Annotated in this window: 11 protein-coding genes and 2 pseudogenes; 6 read left to right on the top strand and 7 right to left on the bottom strand. The window is 44.1% G+C overall.

All coding sequences use genetic code 11. The features are described 5' to 3' along the window. Positions 1-142: 142 nt before the first annotated feature. Entirely contained in the window at positions 143-481 is a 339-nt protein-coding gene (locus FU659_RS37915; protein ID WP_261808204.1) for a hypothetical protein, read from the bottom strand. Between the two features lie 71 nt (positions 482-552). Continuing rightward, positions 553-1,203, bottom strand: a complete 651-nt coding sequence (locus tag FU659_RS37910; protein WP_261808203.1) for a phytoene desaturase family protein — start codon at positions 1,201-1,203, stop codon at positions 553-555. A gap of 269 nt (positions 1,204-1,472) precedes the next feature. On the opposite strand from FU659_RS37910, the gene FU659_RS32685 reads away from it, so the two are divergent. From FU659_RS32685 to FU659_RS32675, 3 genes are all read left to right on the top strand, one after another. Then, on the top strand, positions 1,473-1,961 hold the full coding sequence (locus FU659_RS32685; RefSeq protein ID WP_147951377.1) for a MerR family transcriptional regulator: 489 nt from the start codon (positions 1,473-1,475) through the stop codon (positions 1,959-1,961). A 56-nt stretch (positions 1,962-2,017) separates the two neighbouring features. Then, positions 2,018-2,383 (top strand): cobalamin-dependent protein, encoded by a 366-nt coding sequence (locus FU659_RS32680; RefSeq protein ID WP_147951376.1) that lies wholly within the window; start codon positions 2,018-2,020, stop codon positions 2,381-2,383. 415 nt (positions 2,384-2,798) lie between these two features. Next, a complete protein-coding gene (locus tag FU659_RS32675; protein ID WP_147951375.1) occupies positions 2,799-5,123 on the top strand; it encodes a bifunctional diguanylate cyclase/phosphodiesterase in 2,325 nt (774 codons plus the stop codon). A 51-nt stretch (positions 5,124-5,174) separates the two neighbouring features. On the opposite strand, the gene FU659_RS32670 is transcribed toward FU659_RS32675, so the two are convergent. Together FU659_RS32670 and FU659_RS32665 are read right to left on the bottom strand one after the other, a co-directional pair. Then, a complete protein-coding gene (locus FU659_RS32670) occupies positions 5,175-5,981 on the bottom strand; it encodes a histidinol-phosphatase (RefSeq protein WP_147951374.1) in 807 nt (268 codons plus the stop codon). Between the two features lie 33 nt (positions 5,982-6,014). Next, a pseudogene (locus FU659_RS32665) lies at positions 6,015-6,916 on the bottom strand (LysR family transcriptional regulator). A 254-nt stretch (positions 6,917-7,170) separates the two neighbouring features. On the opposite strand from FU659_RS32665, the pseudogene FU659_RS32660 reads away from it, so the two are divergent. Both FU659_RS32660 and FU659_RS32655 read left to right on the top strand, forming a co-directional pair. Next, positions 7,171-8,698, top strand: a pseudogene (locus FU659_RS32660) (MDR family MFS transporter). 12 nt (positions 8,699-8,710) lie between these two features. Then, positions 8,711-9,289: a PadR family transcriptional regulator gene (locus FU659_RS32655; RefSeq protein ID WP_147951373.1), complete on the top strand. Its 579-nt coding sequence runs from the start codon at positions 8,711-8,713 to the stop codon at positions 9,287-9,289. 131 nt (positions 9,290-9,420) lie between these two features. On the opposite strand, the gene FU659_RS32650 is transcribed toward FU659_RS32655, so the two are convergent. Next, positions 9,421-10,221, bottom strand: coding sequence for a TIGR01457 family HAD-type hydrolase (locus tag FU659_RS32650; protein ID WP_147951372.1), 801 nt, complete (start codon positions 10,219-10,221; stop codon positions 9,421-9,423). Positions 10,222-10,237: 16 nt separating this feature from the next. Further along, a complete protein-coding gene (locus FU659_RS32645; protein WP_147951371.1) occupies positions 10,238-11,914 on the bottom strand; it encodes a PAS domain-containing sensor histidine kinase in 1,677 nt (558 codons plus the stop codon). A 273-nt stretch (positions 11,915-12,187) separates the two neighbouring features. Here FU659_RS32645 and FU659_RS32640 point away from each other — a divergent pair, with 273 nt between their 5' ends. Continuing rightward, positions 12,188-12,646, top strand: coding sequence for a chemotaxis protein CheX (locus FU659_RS32640; RefSeq protein ID WP_147951370.1), 459 nt, complete (start codon positions 12,188-12,190; stop codon positions 12,644-12,646). Between the two features lie 111 nt (positions 12,647-12,757). On the opposite strand, the gene FU659_RS32635 is transcribed toward FU659_RS32640, so the two are convergent. After that, positions 12,758-12,868: a hypothetical protein gene (locus FU659_RS32635; protein WP_261808205.1), complete on the bottom strand. Its 111-nt coding sequence runs from the start codon at positions 12,866-12,868 to the stop codon at positions 12,758-12,760. Positions 12,869-12,882: the final 14 nt, after the last annotated feature.

Below are 12,882 nucleotides of genomic sequence, written 5' to 3'. Positions count from 1 at the left end.
AAGTAACGTCTGTAAGCACGGAAAACGGCCTTACAGGTGATGAAAAAGACGAAAGAGGTAGAAAAAGGCAGCTGTAAGACCTAAATCATGCTTACAGGAGGCCGCGGGCAGAAAAGCCGTTCTGTAAGCACGGAAAACGGCCTTACAGGTGATGAGAAAGAGAAAAGCAGCAGAAAAAGGCAGCTGTAAGGCCTGAAACCGCCTTACATGCTGCCTCGAGCAGAAGAGCATCTCTGTAAGCAAGGCTGCGATAGGCCGTTTTCTGCGACTCCCAGCTTTCGGCGGGCAATAGTGGCGGCACGAGAGTGAGCACGAAAAGATTCTCTTTGCCTTCCGGTGCCTGCCCCGGATCGGACTTGCTGGAGACGCCAACATAGACAGTGGGATCATCTGTCGGTTTGCATCGACGAAAATATCGTTGAATTCGACTGCTGAGCAAGGTTTGTTGTGCCGGAATCACTTCAAGATTGGAAACAATCAAATCGGCGGAAATGACAGAACCATCTTCGAGCGTAACACCTGAAGCTAAATTACCTTGGATGTTGATATTGGCTAAGGGGCGGAGTTGAGTACGGTTACCCCCAATTCATCCAGCAGCCTAAGTATGCCTTCGGCAATCCGGTACATACAGCCTTCTACGTAATAAATCCCTAAGCCCATCTGCACGTAAATCAGTTGAGAGAGCACGGCCGGTGCGGCATAAGGAGAGAAGCCGATGTACATGATGAAGAAATCGAACAATTGACGCAGATGTTTATTTTTAAAATAACGATTCGTCGTCTGATGCATGGTTTTAAGCGGGTCCATCGCAAGCAGCTCTTTCAGACTGTGAGACCGGTGCAGTTCGCTTAAGCAGGCTAGGCTTTTTGAATAAAAGCTTTTGGTATTCAATTGGTACATTTGTTGGCAATACTGCAGATAAGACAAGAATTGCTGCGCATCAGCAGGAGAGATTTCTTCGAATTGCTTCAGCAGCTCAGGAAAGTCTCCCATAATATCAAGCTGCACGCCATCTTCAAAAAAAGTGCGCCACTGAGGCTCTACGCGGATAAGCGTCATATAATCTTCCAGCTTGCGACCGGCACTGGCGAAAAGCTGCTCCAGAACCCATGGCATAGTCAGAATCGATGGACCTGTGTCGAAGGTATACCCTTGTCCAGATCGGACATTGAGTTTGCCCCCTGCACGTTCATTTTTTTCCATAACGGTTACTTGATATCCACCCGCAGCCAGACGAATCGCGGCAGAGAGTCCACCTAGTCATTCACCAGCTATAACAATCTTTTGCTCATAGGTACACATCCTCATATTTTAAGGGCCTTAGCAGGCCATGATGACTGAATGGAAGCTAATCGACAAAGGCATATACACAATTGTATAATTATTGTACAAGTAATGTAAAAGATTGGAAATTGCGCCGGGGTGATTGCAACCCATTTATTGGAAAACGAAGGAAAAGAGTGAAAACTAACATGTATACAATCAGACAAGCATCGGCCCTTTTGGGGATTCCTGCCGTGACGATTCGAGCGTGGGAGAGCAGATATAGCGCGATCAAACCAACTCGAACTGAAGCGGGGTACCGTCTCTTTACAGAAGAAAATATGGAAGATTTACGCTTCCTCAAACATAAAACGGATGACAAGGGGATGGCGATTTCACAGGCCGTTCGATTGTTAAAGGAACAGCAGGACCTTCGGGATAGCATGGCCCAAGCTTCAGCTGATTCTCACAAACCTTTGTCTGAAAATGTTCATGAAGAGATGGTGCAGCGCTTATATGAGACGCTCTGCAATTTCCGTACGGATCAGGCGAAGACGATGGTTGACCTTGGTTTTTCCATGTACGGTTACGACGTTATGATTTATCATATTTTATTCTCTGTCATGATTAAGCTGGGACCGAGTGGGAGGAAGGACGCGCTTCCGTCGCTCAGGAGCACTATATTACACAATTCGTAACGCAACGATGTCTTAGTTTCTTTCATCTCTTTCCGATTGATGAGCGCTTGCCCAGAATGCTGGCTCTGTGTCCATCAGGCGAACACCATCAAGCAAGACTTCTTTTATTTTCGCTTTTTTTACGCAAAAAAGGGGTTGATGTGATTTATTTAGGTCCTGATACGCCAGAGGACGGCATCCGCGCTATCGTTGAACAACAGCACATTCGTGTCATTTGTTTATCATTAACCAACCCTAATTTGATGGAGCCTACCTTTACTTTTATTGATCATATACGTGAAGCGTGCCCCGAGTTAGCGTTCGTGTTAGGCGGGCAGGGTTTCCGAAATGTTCCAGAGCCTTATGTTTCTTGGTTGATACCGAATGATAATCAGGTTTTATGGGAACGTTGGTTTCTAGAGAGTGTATGGAAGCTTCGCTGAATGCTAAACGCTAACGCAGATAACCTCCTAATTACAATAATTAATTACAGACTATTCGTAAGATTGTATGACATTGCAGATGTTTGTATAGATAGGCAGGTAGGTGACTATGCGTTTGAACGTTGACCGACTTTTTTCATGGTGTCTCATCTGTTAGAGGAAATGTTTCAATCCGTCGGACGTTCGCTGCACGATTATGTCCAATAAGTAGAGCTTGATCCCTTGTAACGCCTACAATTCGGAAATGTCCATGAAAATTAAAGGTTAATATGGTTTCAAATTCAATTATATTACAATAAAAGTGAAGAATATGAATAAAAAGATTGCATCAATAGGTTTGATAATGAAATAATAGGGGGGATATTGTCGAAATATGGCATAAAACATAAGATTCGTTGGCTGGGAGTAGAGTCGCATGAAAATGATTCAATACACCATAATCGCTCTAATTTTCGTCCTTTTGCTTTCTTCATCAGAAGTAGTGCTTAGTAAATATAAACAATCATTGCTTCAAGAACTCAAAGTGACGGAAGAATCACAGTTATCCTCAAGAGCCTTGGCCCTGCAGTCTGTTATTGACCGAAATTTTAATCTAATGGCGAGTTTGGAGGCTTATGTCATTACGGGGTACTTGCAAGGTAAAAACGATCAAGAAGTCATGGATTACATAGAAGCCCTTTATCATGGCGCTCAAAGTTCTACGTTTAATTTAATTATAGCTCCTCAAGGAATTGTTAAATTCGTCTATCCGCTAAAGGGGAATGAAGCTATTGTTAATTGGGATTTGATAAAAGATCCACGCGAAAATGTGCAGCAACAAATTCAACGTGCCTTGCAAACTCGGTTAATGACCATGGATGGTCCCTTTAAATTGCTTCAAGGCAATACAGGTATAGTTGCGCGTAAAGCACTCTATCAAGACGGCAATTTGTGGGGCTTCGTATCTGTAGGCGTTGATCTCGATAAGCTTCTGGATGATGCCGGAATCAGTGGAATGGATGAGGATGATGGTTTGCGGATCGCAATTCGTAATCCTGGGATGCAGGCGTTTCATGGGGAAGACGATATTTTTCAGAAAAACCCGATGTCCGAAGATATTTCGCTTTTGGATGGGAAGTGGGAGTTAGCGGCGCTGCCGCAGGAAAGTGCACTCCGAAGTGTTCAGGAACAAATCGTACTGATCCGCTTTTGCTTTTTATTAGTGCTCGCTCTTGGTTTGATGTTTTACTTCTATATCGTCAGACAACGAAATAAATTAAGTGAAGCCGTGCATAACCGCACACAGGAGTTACGGAATACTAATGAGGATTTAACAGCAGTGAATGAGGAGCTGATAGCCGGCGAGCAGGAGCTGCAGGAGTTCACAAGGCGTCTGCAGGAATCCGAGCAGATGTTGTCCTACCTAGCCTACCATGATGTGCTGACAGGTACTTATAACCGAGCTCATTTTCAAATGATTTTGAAAGAACAGATTGTATACAATGAAATCAATAAAACGTCCCTTGCTGTCTTATTCTTCGATCTGGATAACTTTAAGATGGTTAACGATTCGCATGGGCATCATATGGGCGACCTCATGCTCCAGGAGGTTGTGAATCGGATTCAGCAAGCTGCTCTTCCTTATCATACGTTTGCCAGATTTGGTGGCGATGAATTTGCTATCTTATTGGAGGATTGTTCGAATGAACAAGAAATTCGGGTCTTATGCGACCATTTGATTGAGGTACTGAAACCGCCATGTCTCATTGCCAATCGAGCTTTTTTTATCAATGCCAGCATCGGTATTGTGCAATATCCTTCTGGGGGAATGACGTGGGAGGCACTGCTGAAAAACGCTGATATTGCCATGTATATGGCAAAGAAAGAAAGCGGCAGCTCCTATGTGTTCTTTGATAAGCAAATGGCTATGAACTCGGTTTCTAAGCTAGAAATGGGCAATCATTTACGCCAGTCGCTCGAACGAAATGAACTGGAAATTGTATATCAGCCTCAAGTGGATTGCCTCATAGGCAGAATCATTGGTGTGGAAGCTCTGCTTCGTTGGCGCCATACAACAAAGGGATATATACCCCCTTCTGAATTCATTCCTTTAGCGGAAGAAATGGGAACGATTTTGTCCATTGGCGAGTGGATCTTACGAGGTGCATGTGAGCAGATGAAGGCATGGCACCTTGTAATCAAGCAACCTTTGGCGATTTCAGTCAATCTGTCAGTCAGGCAGCTGCATGATGAACGATTTGTTGAGAAGGTGGCGCAAATACTGGCTGAGACCGGACTTGAGCCTAAGTATCTAGAGATGGAAATTACGGAAAATGTGGCGATGCAGGATGAGCAATTGGATGCACTTCGCAAGCTGCGTCAACTGGGTATTGCCATATCCGTCGATGATTTCGGTACTCACTACTCTTCACTCAGCTATTTAAAAAGGTTCCCTGTGACGAAGATTAAACTGGACCAATCGTTTATTCGCGGCGTGCAAACAGATGTTAAAGATCGAGCGATGATCAAGGCGATCATATCTGTAGCAAATTCATTTCAGCTGGACATTATCGCAGAGGGTGTTGAAACGGAAGAGCAGGCTAATTTCTTAGTCGCCAACGGGTGCAGTAAAATTCAAGGCTATTATTTCTTTACTCCTATGAATGCAGAAGAAACCTTAATAATACTAGAGCAAAATTTACGTAGTAAGCTATTATTTCTTAACTCAGAGGTCCCTACCGATTTGAATAACGATCAATAGCAAAAATCTCCTTCGCTTGAACTTAAAAGCGAGGGAGATTTTTTTGGTTGATTAAAGCTGCACGATTTGTTTTTGCTTATTTTTAAAGTATGCCCAATGTTTGAAACCAATTTCTTTTAATTGCGATTGCACCTGTTCCCAATCATCGCCGACCCGACTAGGAATATGAGCATCCGACCCGAAAGTAACTTCAACGCCGTAATAGAGCGCACGCTCGAGTATTTGGTGAGAAGGATACCAACCGCCAACATCTTTGGTTTTACCTGAAGTATTGATCTCAATCGCCACGCCGGTGTCTCCAATGACTTTCAATGTCTCATCTACCTTAGGAGAGGAAATGTCGGAGAAAGCAGGGTAGAAGCCTTTCATTGCATCGATATGTCCAAGAATATGGAACATGCCGGAGCGTGCGGATTCTGCGATGAGTCGGTAATATTCATTTTTTTGCTCTATTTTTTGTTCTTCATTTAGTGCCTTCCATCGATTGCGATTGAAAATACTGACTCCACCAGAGAGATGGACGGAACCGATGATGTAATCCAGCGGATACTTGGCATATTCTTGACGGTATACCTCAGCGTATTCGGGGAAAAAATCAGATTCAACACCAAGGAGGACATCAATTTTTCCTTCATATTCTTTTTTTAAATGAAGGACTTCCTCAATGTAGCGAGGAAATTCGCTTTTGGCCATAGCGATTAAGGGTTGAGCCTGATCTTCCGAGCTTCCAAAATAAGGGGAATGGTCAGAAATTCCAATAACTTGCAGCCCGCCGGCTATAGCGGCTTCAATGTAATCGCGAATTTTGTCCTGAGCATGTCCACAACGGTCATGATGGGTATGTAGATCGAATTTCATTGGATGGGTGAACCTCCTTGAGCAAATGTATGGTTATTCTGAGCCAAGAAACTGAGTTTCTGGCATACCTTTAAGGTCTGCAAGGAATTGTTGCATGGCCGAATTCAAGTAACGTCCTGACTTATATACTACACCCACGGGGTGAGTACTATCCAGTTCATTTACTTTGAGCATCTTGAGCGTTCCATGACGCAATTCATCAGCAACAGACATTTTGGAGATAATAGCAACGCCTAGGTTCAATTCCACCATGCGCTTGACTTCCTCGCTGCTGGATAGCTCCATCACAATATGAGGCGATACTTCATAAGTTTTGAAGACATGATCGACGAATCTCCTGCCGGCTGTTTCGGGAGAAAGCATGATAAAGGGAATATTGCGCAGCTTTTCAATCGATAAATGGGCAAAGCGACTGAGCGGATGCTGTGAGGAGACGATTAACTCGAAAGTATCGTAGTAGAGGACGGAAGTTTCGAGCGCTTGATTCTTTTCAAACAAATACGTGATGCCAATATCAATTTGACTGTTTTCGACGGAGTTCATGATCTGCGAGGAGGTCATGGAGTGAATGGTAGTTTTAATCAATGGAAATTGATCTTGGAATAGGACAGTACCCGCGGCAGTATTTGCATGGCTATAGACGTTGTAGTACCAATGTGTATGTGACCTTGCGGCGTATGATGCAGGTCAGATAAGCGCTGCTTCAGATCACTGGCGATACGCAATATTTTCTCCGCGTGTTCAAGAAAAAGCTTTCCGCTATCGGTTAACGTGACCGGTTGATTACGATCAATGAGGATTGTGCCGAATTCGTCTTCAAGACTTTTTATTTGGGCGGAAACGGCAGGTTGGGTCAAGTTGAGAATCTCACCAGCTTTGCGAAAGCTCATCGTTTTGGAGATTGTGAGCAATGTTTCTAACTGGTTCATATTCATGCGCGTACTCCTGCTTTCGAGTTTAGGATAGAAATAAAATTTATCGAAATTGTAAAGGACATAAAAAGCTTTTGTAACCCTATTATATGATAATTGTGCCGCAGTCGGCAATGATTCGAGCTAAACAAGCCCAGGCTGTTTATTACAGAGCAAGGAAGAGGAAATCATTATAGTTAATTTCTCTGTTGCTACTTACTCAAATTTGATTATAATATTTTATATATACAGAATTGAATTAAAAAGGAGATTCACACATGTCTTTAACTCGTAAGTCAAATACTACGTGGACCGTTGTAGCCTTGATGCTGGGGCTCTTGCTTGCCTCGCTTGATCAGACGATTGTTTCAACGGCGATGCCGACCATCGTGTCTAAATTAGGTGGTTTTAGCCAGTTTGTCTGGGTTTTCTCAGCTTATTTGATTGCCAATGTGACCGCCATGCCAATTTTCGGTAAGCTTTCCGACATGTATGGACGCAAACTGTTTTTTATCATTGGGATCGTTGTTTTCATGATTGGGTCTGCCTTGTGCGGAACCGCAACGTCGATGACGGAACTGATTATCTACCGTGCCATTCAAGGTATCGGGGGCGGCGCACTAATGCCGATCACCTTCGCCATTATTTTCGACATTTTTTCCTCCGGAAAAACGGGGTAAAATGCAGGGTCTGTTCGGTGCTGTATTTGGATTATCCAGTGTATTAGGACCGATTATCGGCGCTTATTTCACAGACCATGTAACTTGGGAATGGATTTTCTTTATCAATCTTCCTTTAGGTATTGTTTCTTTGTTGTTAATTATTTTCTCTTATCATGAATCCGTGGAACACAGCAAAGCCAAGATTGATTGGGGTGGTACGATTCTTCTCACCGCGGCCATCATGTCCTTAATGTTTGCTTTGGAACTCGGCGGAAAAGAATACGCTTGGGATTCGATGCAAATTATTGGATTGTTTGCCGGGTTTGTCGTTTTATTAGGATTGTTTATTACCGTGGAAAAATATGCAGCCGAACCCATTGTACCTTTGGATTTATTTAAAAATCGGCTGTTTACATCTAGTATGGGTGTCAGCTTTGCTTATGGGGCTGTGCTGATATCAGCAGGTACGTACATTCCGTTATTTATTCAAGGTGTATTTGAAGGCTCAGCGACAAGCGCAGGCTCTACATTGACGCCGATGATGCTTGGTGTTGTTGTGAGCAGCACTCTAGGCGGACGTTTTATTGGTAAATTCTCATATAGAAATGTTATGCTTGTATCTGTGGCTTTACTTCTTGTTGCCACATCGCTGCTCGGTGGAATTTCAATAGATTCACAGCGTTGGGTGATTACAACTTATATGGTTTTATTGGGTCTTGGGATTGGCGCATGTTTCCCGATTACTTCGATGTCCGCTCTGCATAAAATAGATTTCCGCCGTAGGGGAACTGTAACCTCTTTAGTTGGTTTCTTCCGTTCCGTAGGCTCTGCCATCGGTGTAGCCGTGTTTGGTAGCGTTCAGGTCAACTCGTTTACGGATAAAATCAAATCAGCTGTTCAGGACCCTGCAATGGCTGAAAAGTTTAAAGATGCTCGGGTGCTGCTCCAGCCGCAAGTCCGCTCTCAAATACCGCCGGAAGTGCTGCATAAACTTTTAACAGCTTTGGCTGATTCGATTGCTGTTGTTTTCCAAACAACCATAGTTCTGGCAATCATTGGACTGATTTTCATTATTGCTATGGGCAATGCCAAAATGGAAGTAGGCAAGGCTCCTGTCAAAGGAAGTGTTCCTGCCGCCCACTAGGGGGTATAATCTATGTCGATTAAGCTTGTCATTCTCGGATTGTTGATGGAAACGCATCGCCATACCTATGAAATTCGGCAGACGATGAAAGAAAGAGGCATGCATAATTACATGAAGCTTCAGGACGGATCGCTGTATTATGCCATGGATCAACTTCACAAAGAGGGCCTTGTCGAGGCTCTTGAAGTGGTGCGAGACTCGAACCGTCCGGAGAAGACGATTTATCAAATCACGGAAGCGGGTAAACTTAAATTTCAGGAACTGCTCATCGAGCAATTGCATGAGGAAATTAAACATTATCACCCGCTTTATGTGGCTTTGCCTTTCACCGTTCACGGTGATCAAGGGAAGATTGCAGCCATTCTGGAACACAAAATTATGGAGCAAAAGATCATTATGCAGAGGGCGAAGAGTTTATATGAGGAGCATATTCATACAGTTCCGCGTGTCGTTTTGCAAATGATGGTAGGCAGCTATAAGCGTGCTTTCAGCGAATTGAAATGGTTGGAGCAATTGCAGCAGGACGCTCTGGAAGGGCGCCTTCAACAAAAAGGTGTACCGCTCAATGTGGATTGGGATTGTATTGAATAAACCAGAAAGCCGCCTGCGCTCGCGAGAGCTAAGGCGCTTTCTGGTTTATTCGTCCGGAACAGCCAAAAGTTTAAAGCAAAATTGGACCAACAGGCACTAAAAATCGATTTAATAGGGCCAAGCAGCAGAAGTTAGTCGAAGTTAGGAGCTTCGGGTGAGATTTGCCGAACGAAGTGCTGCAAATCTTCACAAATCAAGTCAGGCGTCACGCCTGCCGACGCCAACTGCTCATGCACGTTATCAGCGGTAGCGACACCTGTCAATACCAATGCCGTGCGGCAGCCCGACAGCGCACCTCCGAGAATGTCGGTTGCCGCGTTATCGCCGATGACCCAAACATCGGCGGCAGGGAGTCCTAACCGCGCTATCGCGTAGGCCATGATGATCGGCGAGGGCTTGCCGATTACAACGGGCTCCACGCCTGACGCGGCAGTGATTGAGGCAGCCAGGGAGCCAGCCCCTGGCATCAATCCCCCATCCGACGGCAGCATGCGGTCGGGGTTGGTTAAAACATAGGTCGCGCCATGCTTCAGATGGCGGACCGCTTCTGCCAGCTTCGCATAAGTGAAGCTGCGATCAATGCCTTGGACGACGTAGTCCGGCGTCGTCCCCTCCTGAACAAAGCCGGCCGCATCTAAAGCGAGACGTAGTCCGTCTTCACCAACCATATGAACGCGGTTGGCGCTGCCCTGCTCTGTCAAATACTGCGCCGCAGCCTGTGAAGAGGTGTAGATGGCTGCAGCGGGAACGTCGATACCTAGCTCTTTCAGATGCTCAGATACCTGCTCTGGCGTGCGAGATGAATTGTTCGTCACCAGCAAATAAGGCAAACAATGACGCTGCAGCCACTGAATGAAAGCAGCTGCGTAAGGGATCGGTTCATGGCCTTTGTATAAAGTACCGTCCAAATCAATGAGAAATCCGTTCGTCATGGTGTCAAGCACTCCCTTATGGTTTGGATTGGATGGAAGGAAGTGTAATTTCTACGGTTGTTCCTTCTTCAAGTTTACTGCGAATGGCCATTAGTCCGCCATGCGCTTCAATGATGCGATAACAGACCATCAGGCCGAGTCCTGTCCCTTTTTCCTTCGTGCTGTAAAATGGTTCTCCCAGCTTGGGCAGCCGTTCAGGAGCAATCCCGCAGCCTTGATCGATGAAACGGATGCAAATGTTGCGACCCTGATTGATGGGCTTTGCTTCAATACGCATAATACCGCCTTGCGACATCGATTCCAACGCATTTTTCAGAATATTAATGAAAACTTGTTTAAGCTGATGTTCATCGCAAGATACCGGCGGCAAATCTGGTGTAAGATCCGCTTCAATTTCAATATTACCAAGTAAAGCCTGCGGTTGAAGAAGCTCAATGGTACTTGTCATAATAGCGTCCAAGGTACGTGTCTCAAAATGAATGGCCTGCGGTTTGGATACAAACAGAAATTCATTCACAATGAATTCAATACGCTGCAGCTCTTTTTGCATGATTTCTATATAATACTGCTCTTTAGCGCTGCTCGTCTTCAACAACTGAAGAAAACCCTTCAAAGCGGTGAGCGGATTGCGGATTTCGTGAGCAACACCAGCTGCAAGCTGCCCAACAGCAGAGAGCTTATCTGATTTGATGAGGAGCTCTTGCGTTTTCTTTTGTTCTGTGATGTCTTTAAAGGTAATGACCGTTCCCAGAAGCTGTCCTTTTCCCTCCAGCATGGGACTTGACATGTATTCGACAGGGAAGCTGCTGCCATCCTTTTTCCAAAATAAATCTTCTTTCACAATCGTTACTTCCCGATGCATGATTGTGTTCAAAATAGGGCTCTCGTCAGCAGAATGAAGTGTTCCATCCCCCTTTTCAGCTCGAATGAGATTGTGTATTTGCCGACCGAGCATTTCATCTACCTTCCAGCCCGTGATACCTTCCGCAGCCTGGTTCCAGAAAATAGTTCGACCGCTCATATCGATGCCATAGATGCCTTCAGATACTGAGTTAAGGATAAGTTGATTTTGTTTGTACAGTTTATCAATTTCTTTCTTCTGTTCTTTAACCTCGGTTAAATCCTTGAGAATCGCATATACGCCTACAATATGACCATCGACCATGGTGGGGACGAATGTCACATTGGATTGTATAGGGAAACCTTTGTGATGAACGAAGGCAGCCTCGAAGTTTTGAGGCATCCCTGCGGATGCTACTTGAAAATGATGAAGAGCTTTTAACAAATCCGGAGGGTTAATCATTGGGATGAAAGAGGTGAGCAATGAAGCATCACGATTAAGCCCAAGCAAACCCTCTAATCCATGATTCGAGGATAGTACTTCGCCATCCAAGCTAAAAGAGATAATGGAATCGGGATGATTATCGTAAAGCGATTTATAGCGCTCAGCGTTTTCCTTCATTCCAGCTTCTCTTTCTTTCATGTACTGAATGCCCATAAATCCAAGTCCAAGAATAAATCCGATCATGATCATATCAATAGCAATTCCAATATAATGGTTGTTTTGAATGTAGGTTAGGTGATGCAGATAAACAAAGTTCACAGAGATTAAGGCAACGGCAAATATGTGATAAATAATAGCAAGCTGGAATAAGGTAAGTTGTCGAGTTGTGATCTTACGCTGATTAAGCATGTTGACTTTTAGCGCTCCTTTTAGGAAGTTTCTGCCATAATTGTATCAGCATTCGACAGAAATATATACCATATTCCTGCTTTCGTGCCTGAAAGATATGAGCCTGAGGAAAAATTTACAATTTAAGTATGAAGGCAGGATGCGCTCATGTATGTGAGTAGTTAGAACTATTTTATCAAAAATCGCAGTATACTTGTCCTAATTTTTTAGGTATAATGTTGAAAAAGGTCGTATATCGCGGAAATTATTCCCAAAGGAGATCGGAGCGGAGCTATGAAGGCTGAGTACATTAATCCCTTTTTGGAGTCGGCTAGAATCGTCATCGAACAAGTCGCTAACATTCGCCCAACGACAGGGCAGCTCGGTGTCAAAGACGTCAAATTTGTGGAAAATTATATATGGATCCAGATCGGCATGACCGGGCAAATGGAAGGCGACATCGTGTTTGGATTGGCTGAGGAAGTGGCTTTGAAAATGGTTTCTGCCATGATGGGGGGATTTGTAATAACAGAAATGGACGAAATGGGCAAGAGCGCGATTTCTGAACTTGGGAATATGATTAGTGGAAATGCGAGCACTATGCTATTCAATCAAGGTGTACGGGTAGATATTACACCACCCAAAATTGTCCAATCAGCAACGGCCGCGGGATTCGTTCCGAAGAAAGCTTTAACGATTCCTTTGATCATGGATAGTATTGGTGAATTAGATATTCAAGTACTTATTACCTAATGATGAATGATAAATATGAATGAGCCCGAATAAATCGGATAAAATGAATGGAGTGCTGCTTGATGCGGCTGCTCCATTTTTTGTAACTAAATATGTGCCTGTAATTTTTTATCAAGGAGAAGAAATGACATTGAAAATTTCAAATACCCCGTAACCTGCATTATTAATCAAAATATCGATTCGGCCAAATCTGGCAATCACCTGGCTAATCACTTCATTCACTTGCTCTGTCTGCG

Source organism: Paenibacillus sp. N3.4 (assembly GCF_008017805.1).
Classification (GTDB): domain Bacteria; phylum Bacillota; class Bacilli; order Paenibacillales; family NBRC-103111; genus Paenibacillus_E.
Note: the sequence above shows the minus strand (reverse complement) of the source record. Positions and strands in the feature narration are given on the sequence as shown.

Bases quoted from the DNA above. Each gene is read 5' to 3' on its own strand.
- FU659_RS32640 (WP_147951370.1), top strand. From the start codon at position 12,188: ATGAAGGCTGAGTACATTAATCCCTTTTTGGAGTCGGCTAGAATCGTC.
- FU659_RS32680 (WP_147951376.1), top strand. From the start codon at position 2,018: ATGCTGGCTCTGTGTCCATCAGGCGAACACCATCAAGCAAGACTTCTT.
- FU659_RS32655 (WP_147951373.1), top strand. From the start codon at position 8,711: ATGTCGATTAAGCTTGTCATTCTCGGATTGTTGATGGAAACGCATCGC.
- FU659_RS37910 (WP_261808203.1), bottom strand. From the start codon at position 1,203: ATGGAAAAAAATGAACGTGCAGGGGGCAAACTCAATGTCCGATCTGGA.
- FU659_RS32645 (WP_147951371.1), bottom strand. From the start codon at position 11,914: ATGCTTAATCAGCGTAAGATCACAACTCGACAACTTACCTTATTCCAG.
- FU659_RS32670 (WP_147951374.1), bottom strand. From the start codon at position 5,981: ATGAAATTCGATCTACATACCCATCATGACCGTTGTGGACATGCTCAG.
- FU659_RS32685 (WP_147951377.1), top strand. From the start codon at position 1,473: ATGTATACAATCAGACAAGCATCGGCCCTTTTGGGGATTCCTGCCGTG.
- FU659_RS32650 (WP_147951372.1), bottom strand. From the start codon at position 10,221: ATGACGAACGGATTTCTCATTGATTTGGACGGTACTTTATACAAAGGC.
- FU659_RS32675 (WP_147951375.1), top strand. From the start codon at position 2,799: ATGAAAATGATTCAATACACCATAATCGCTCTAATTTTCGTCCTTTTG.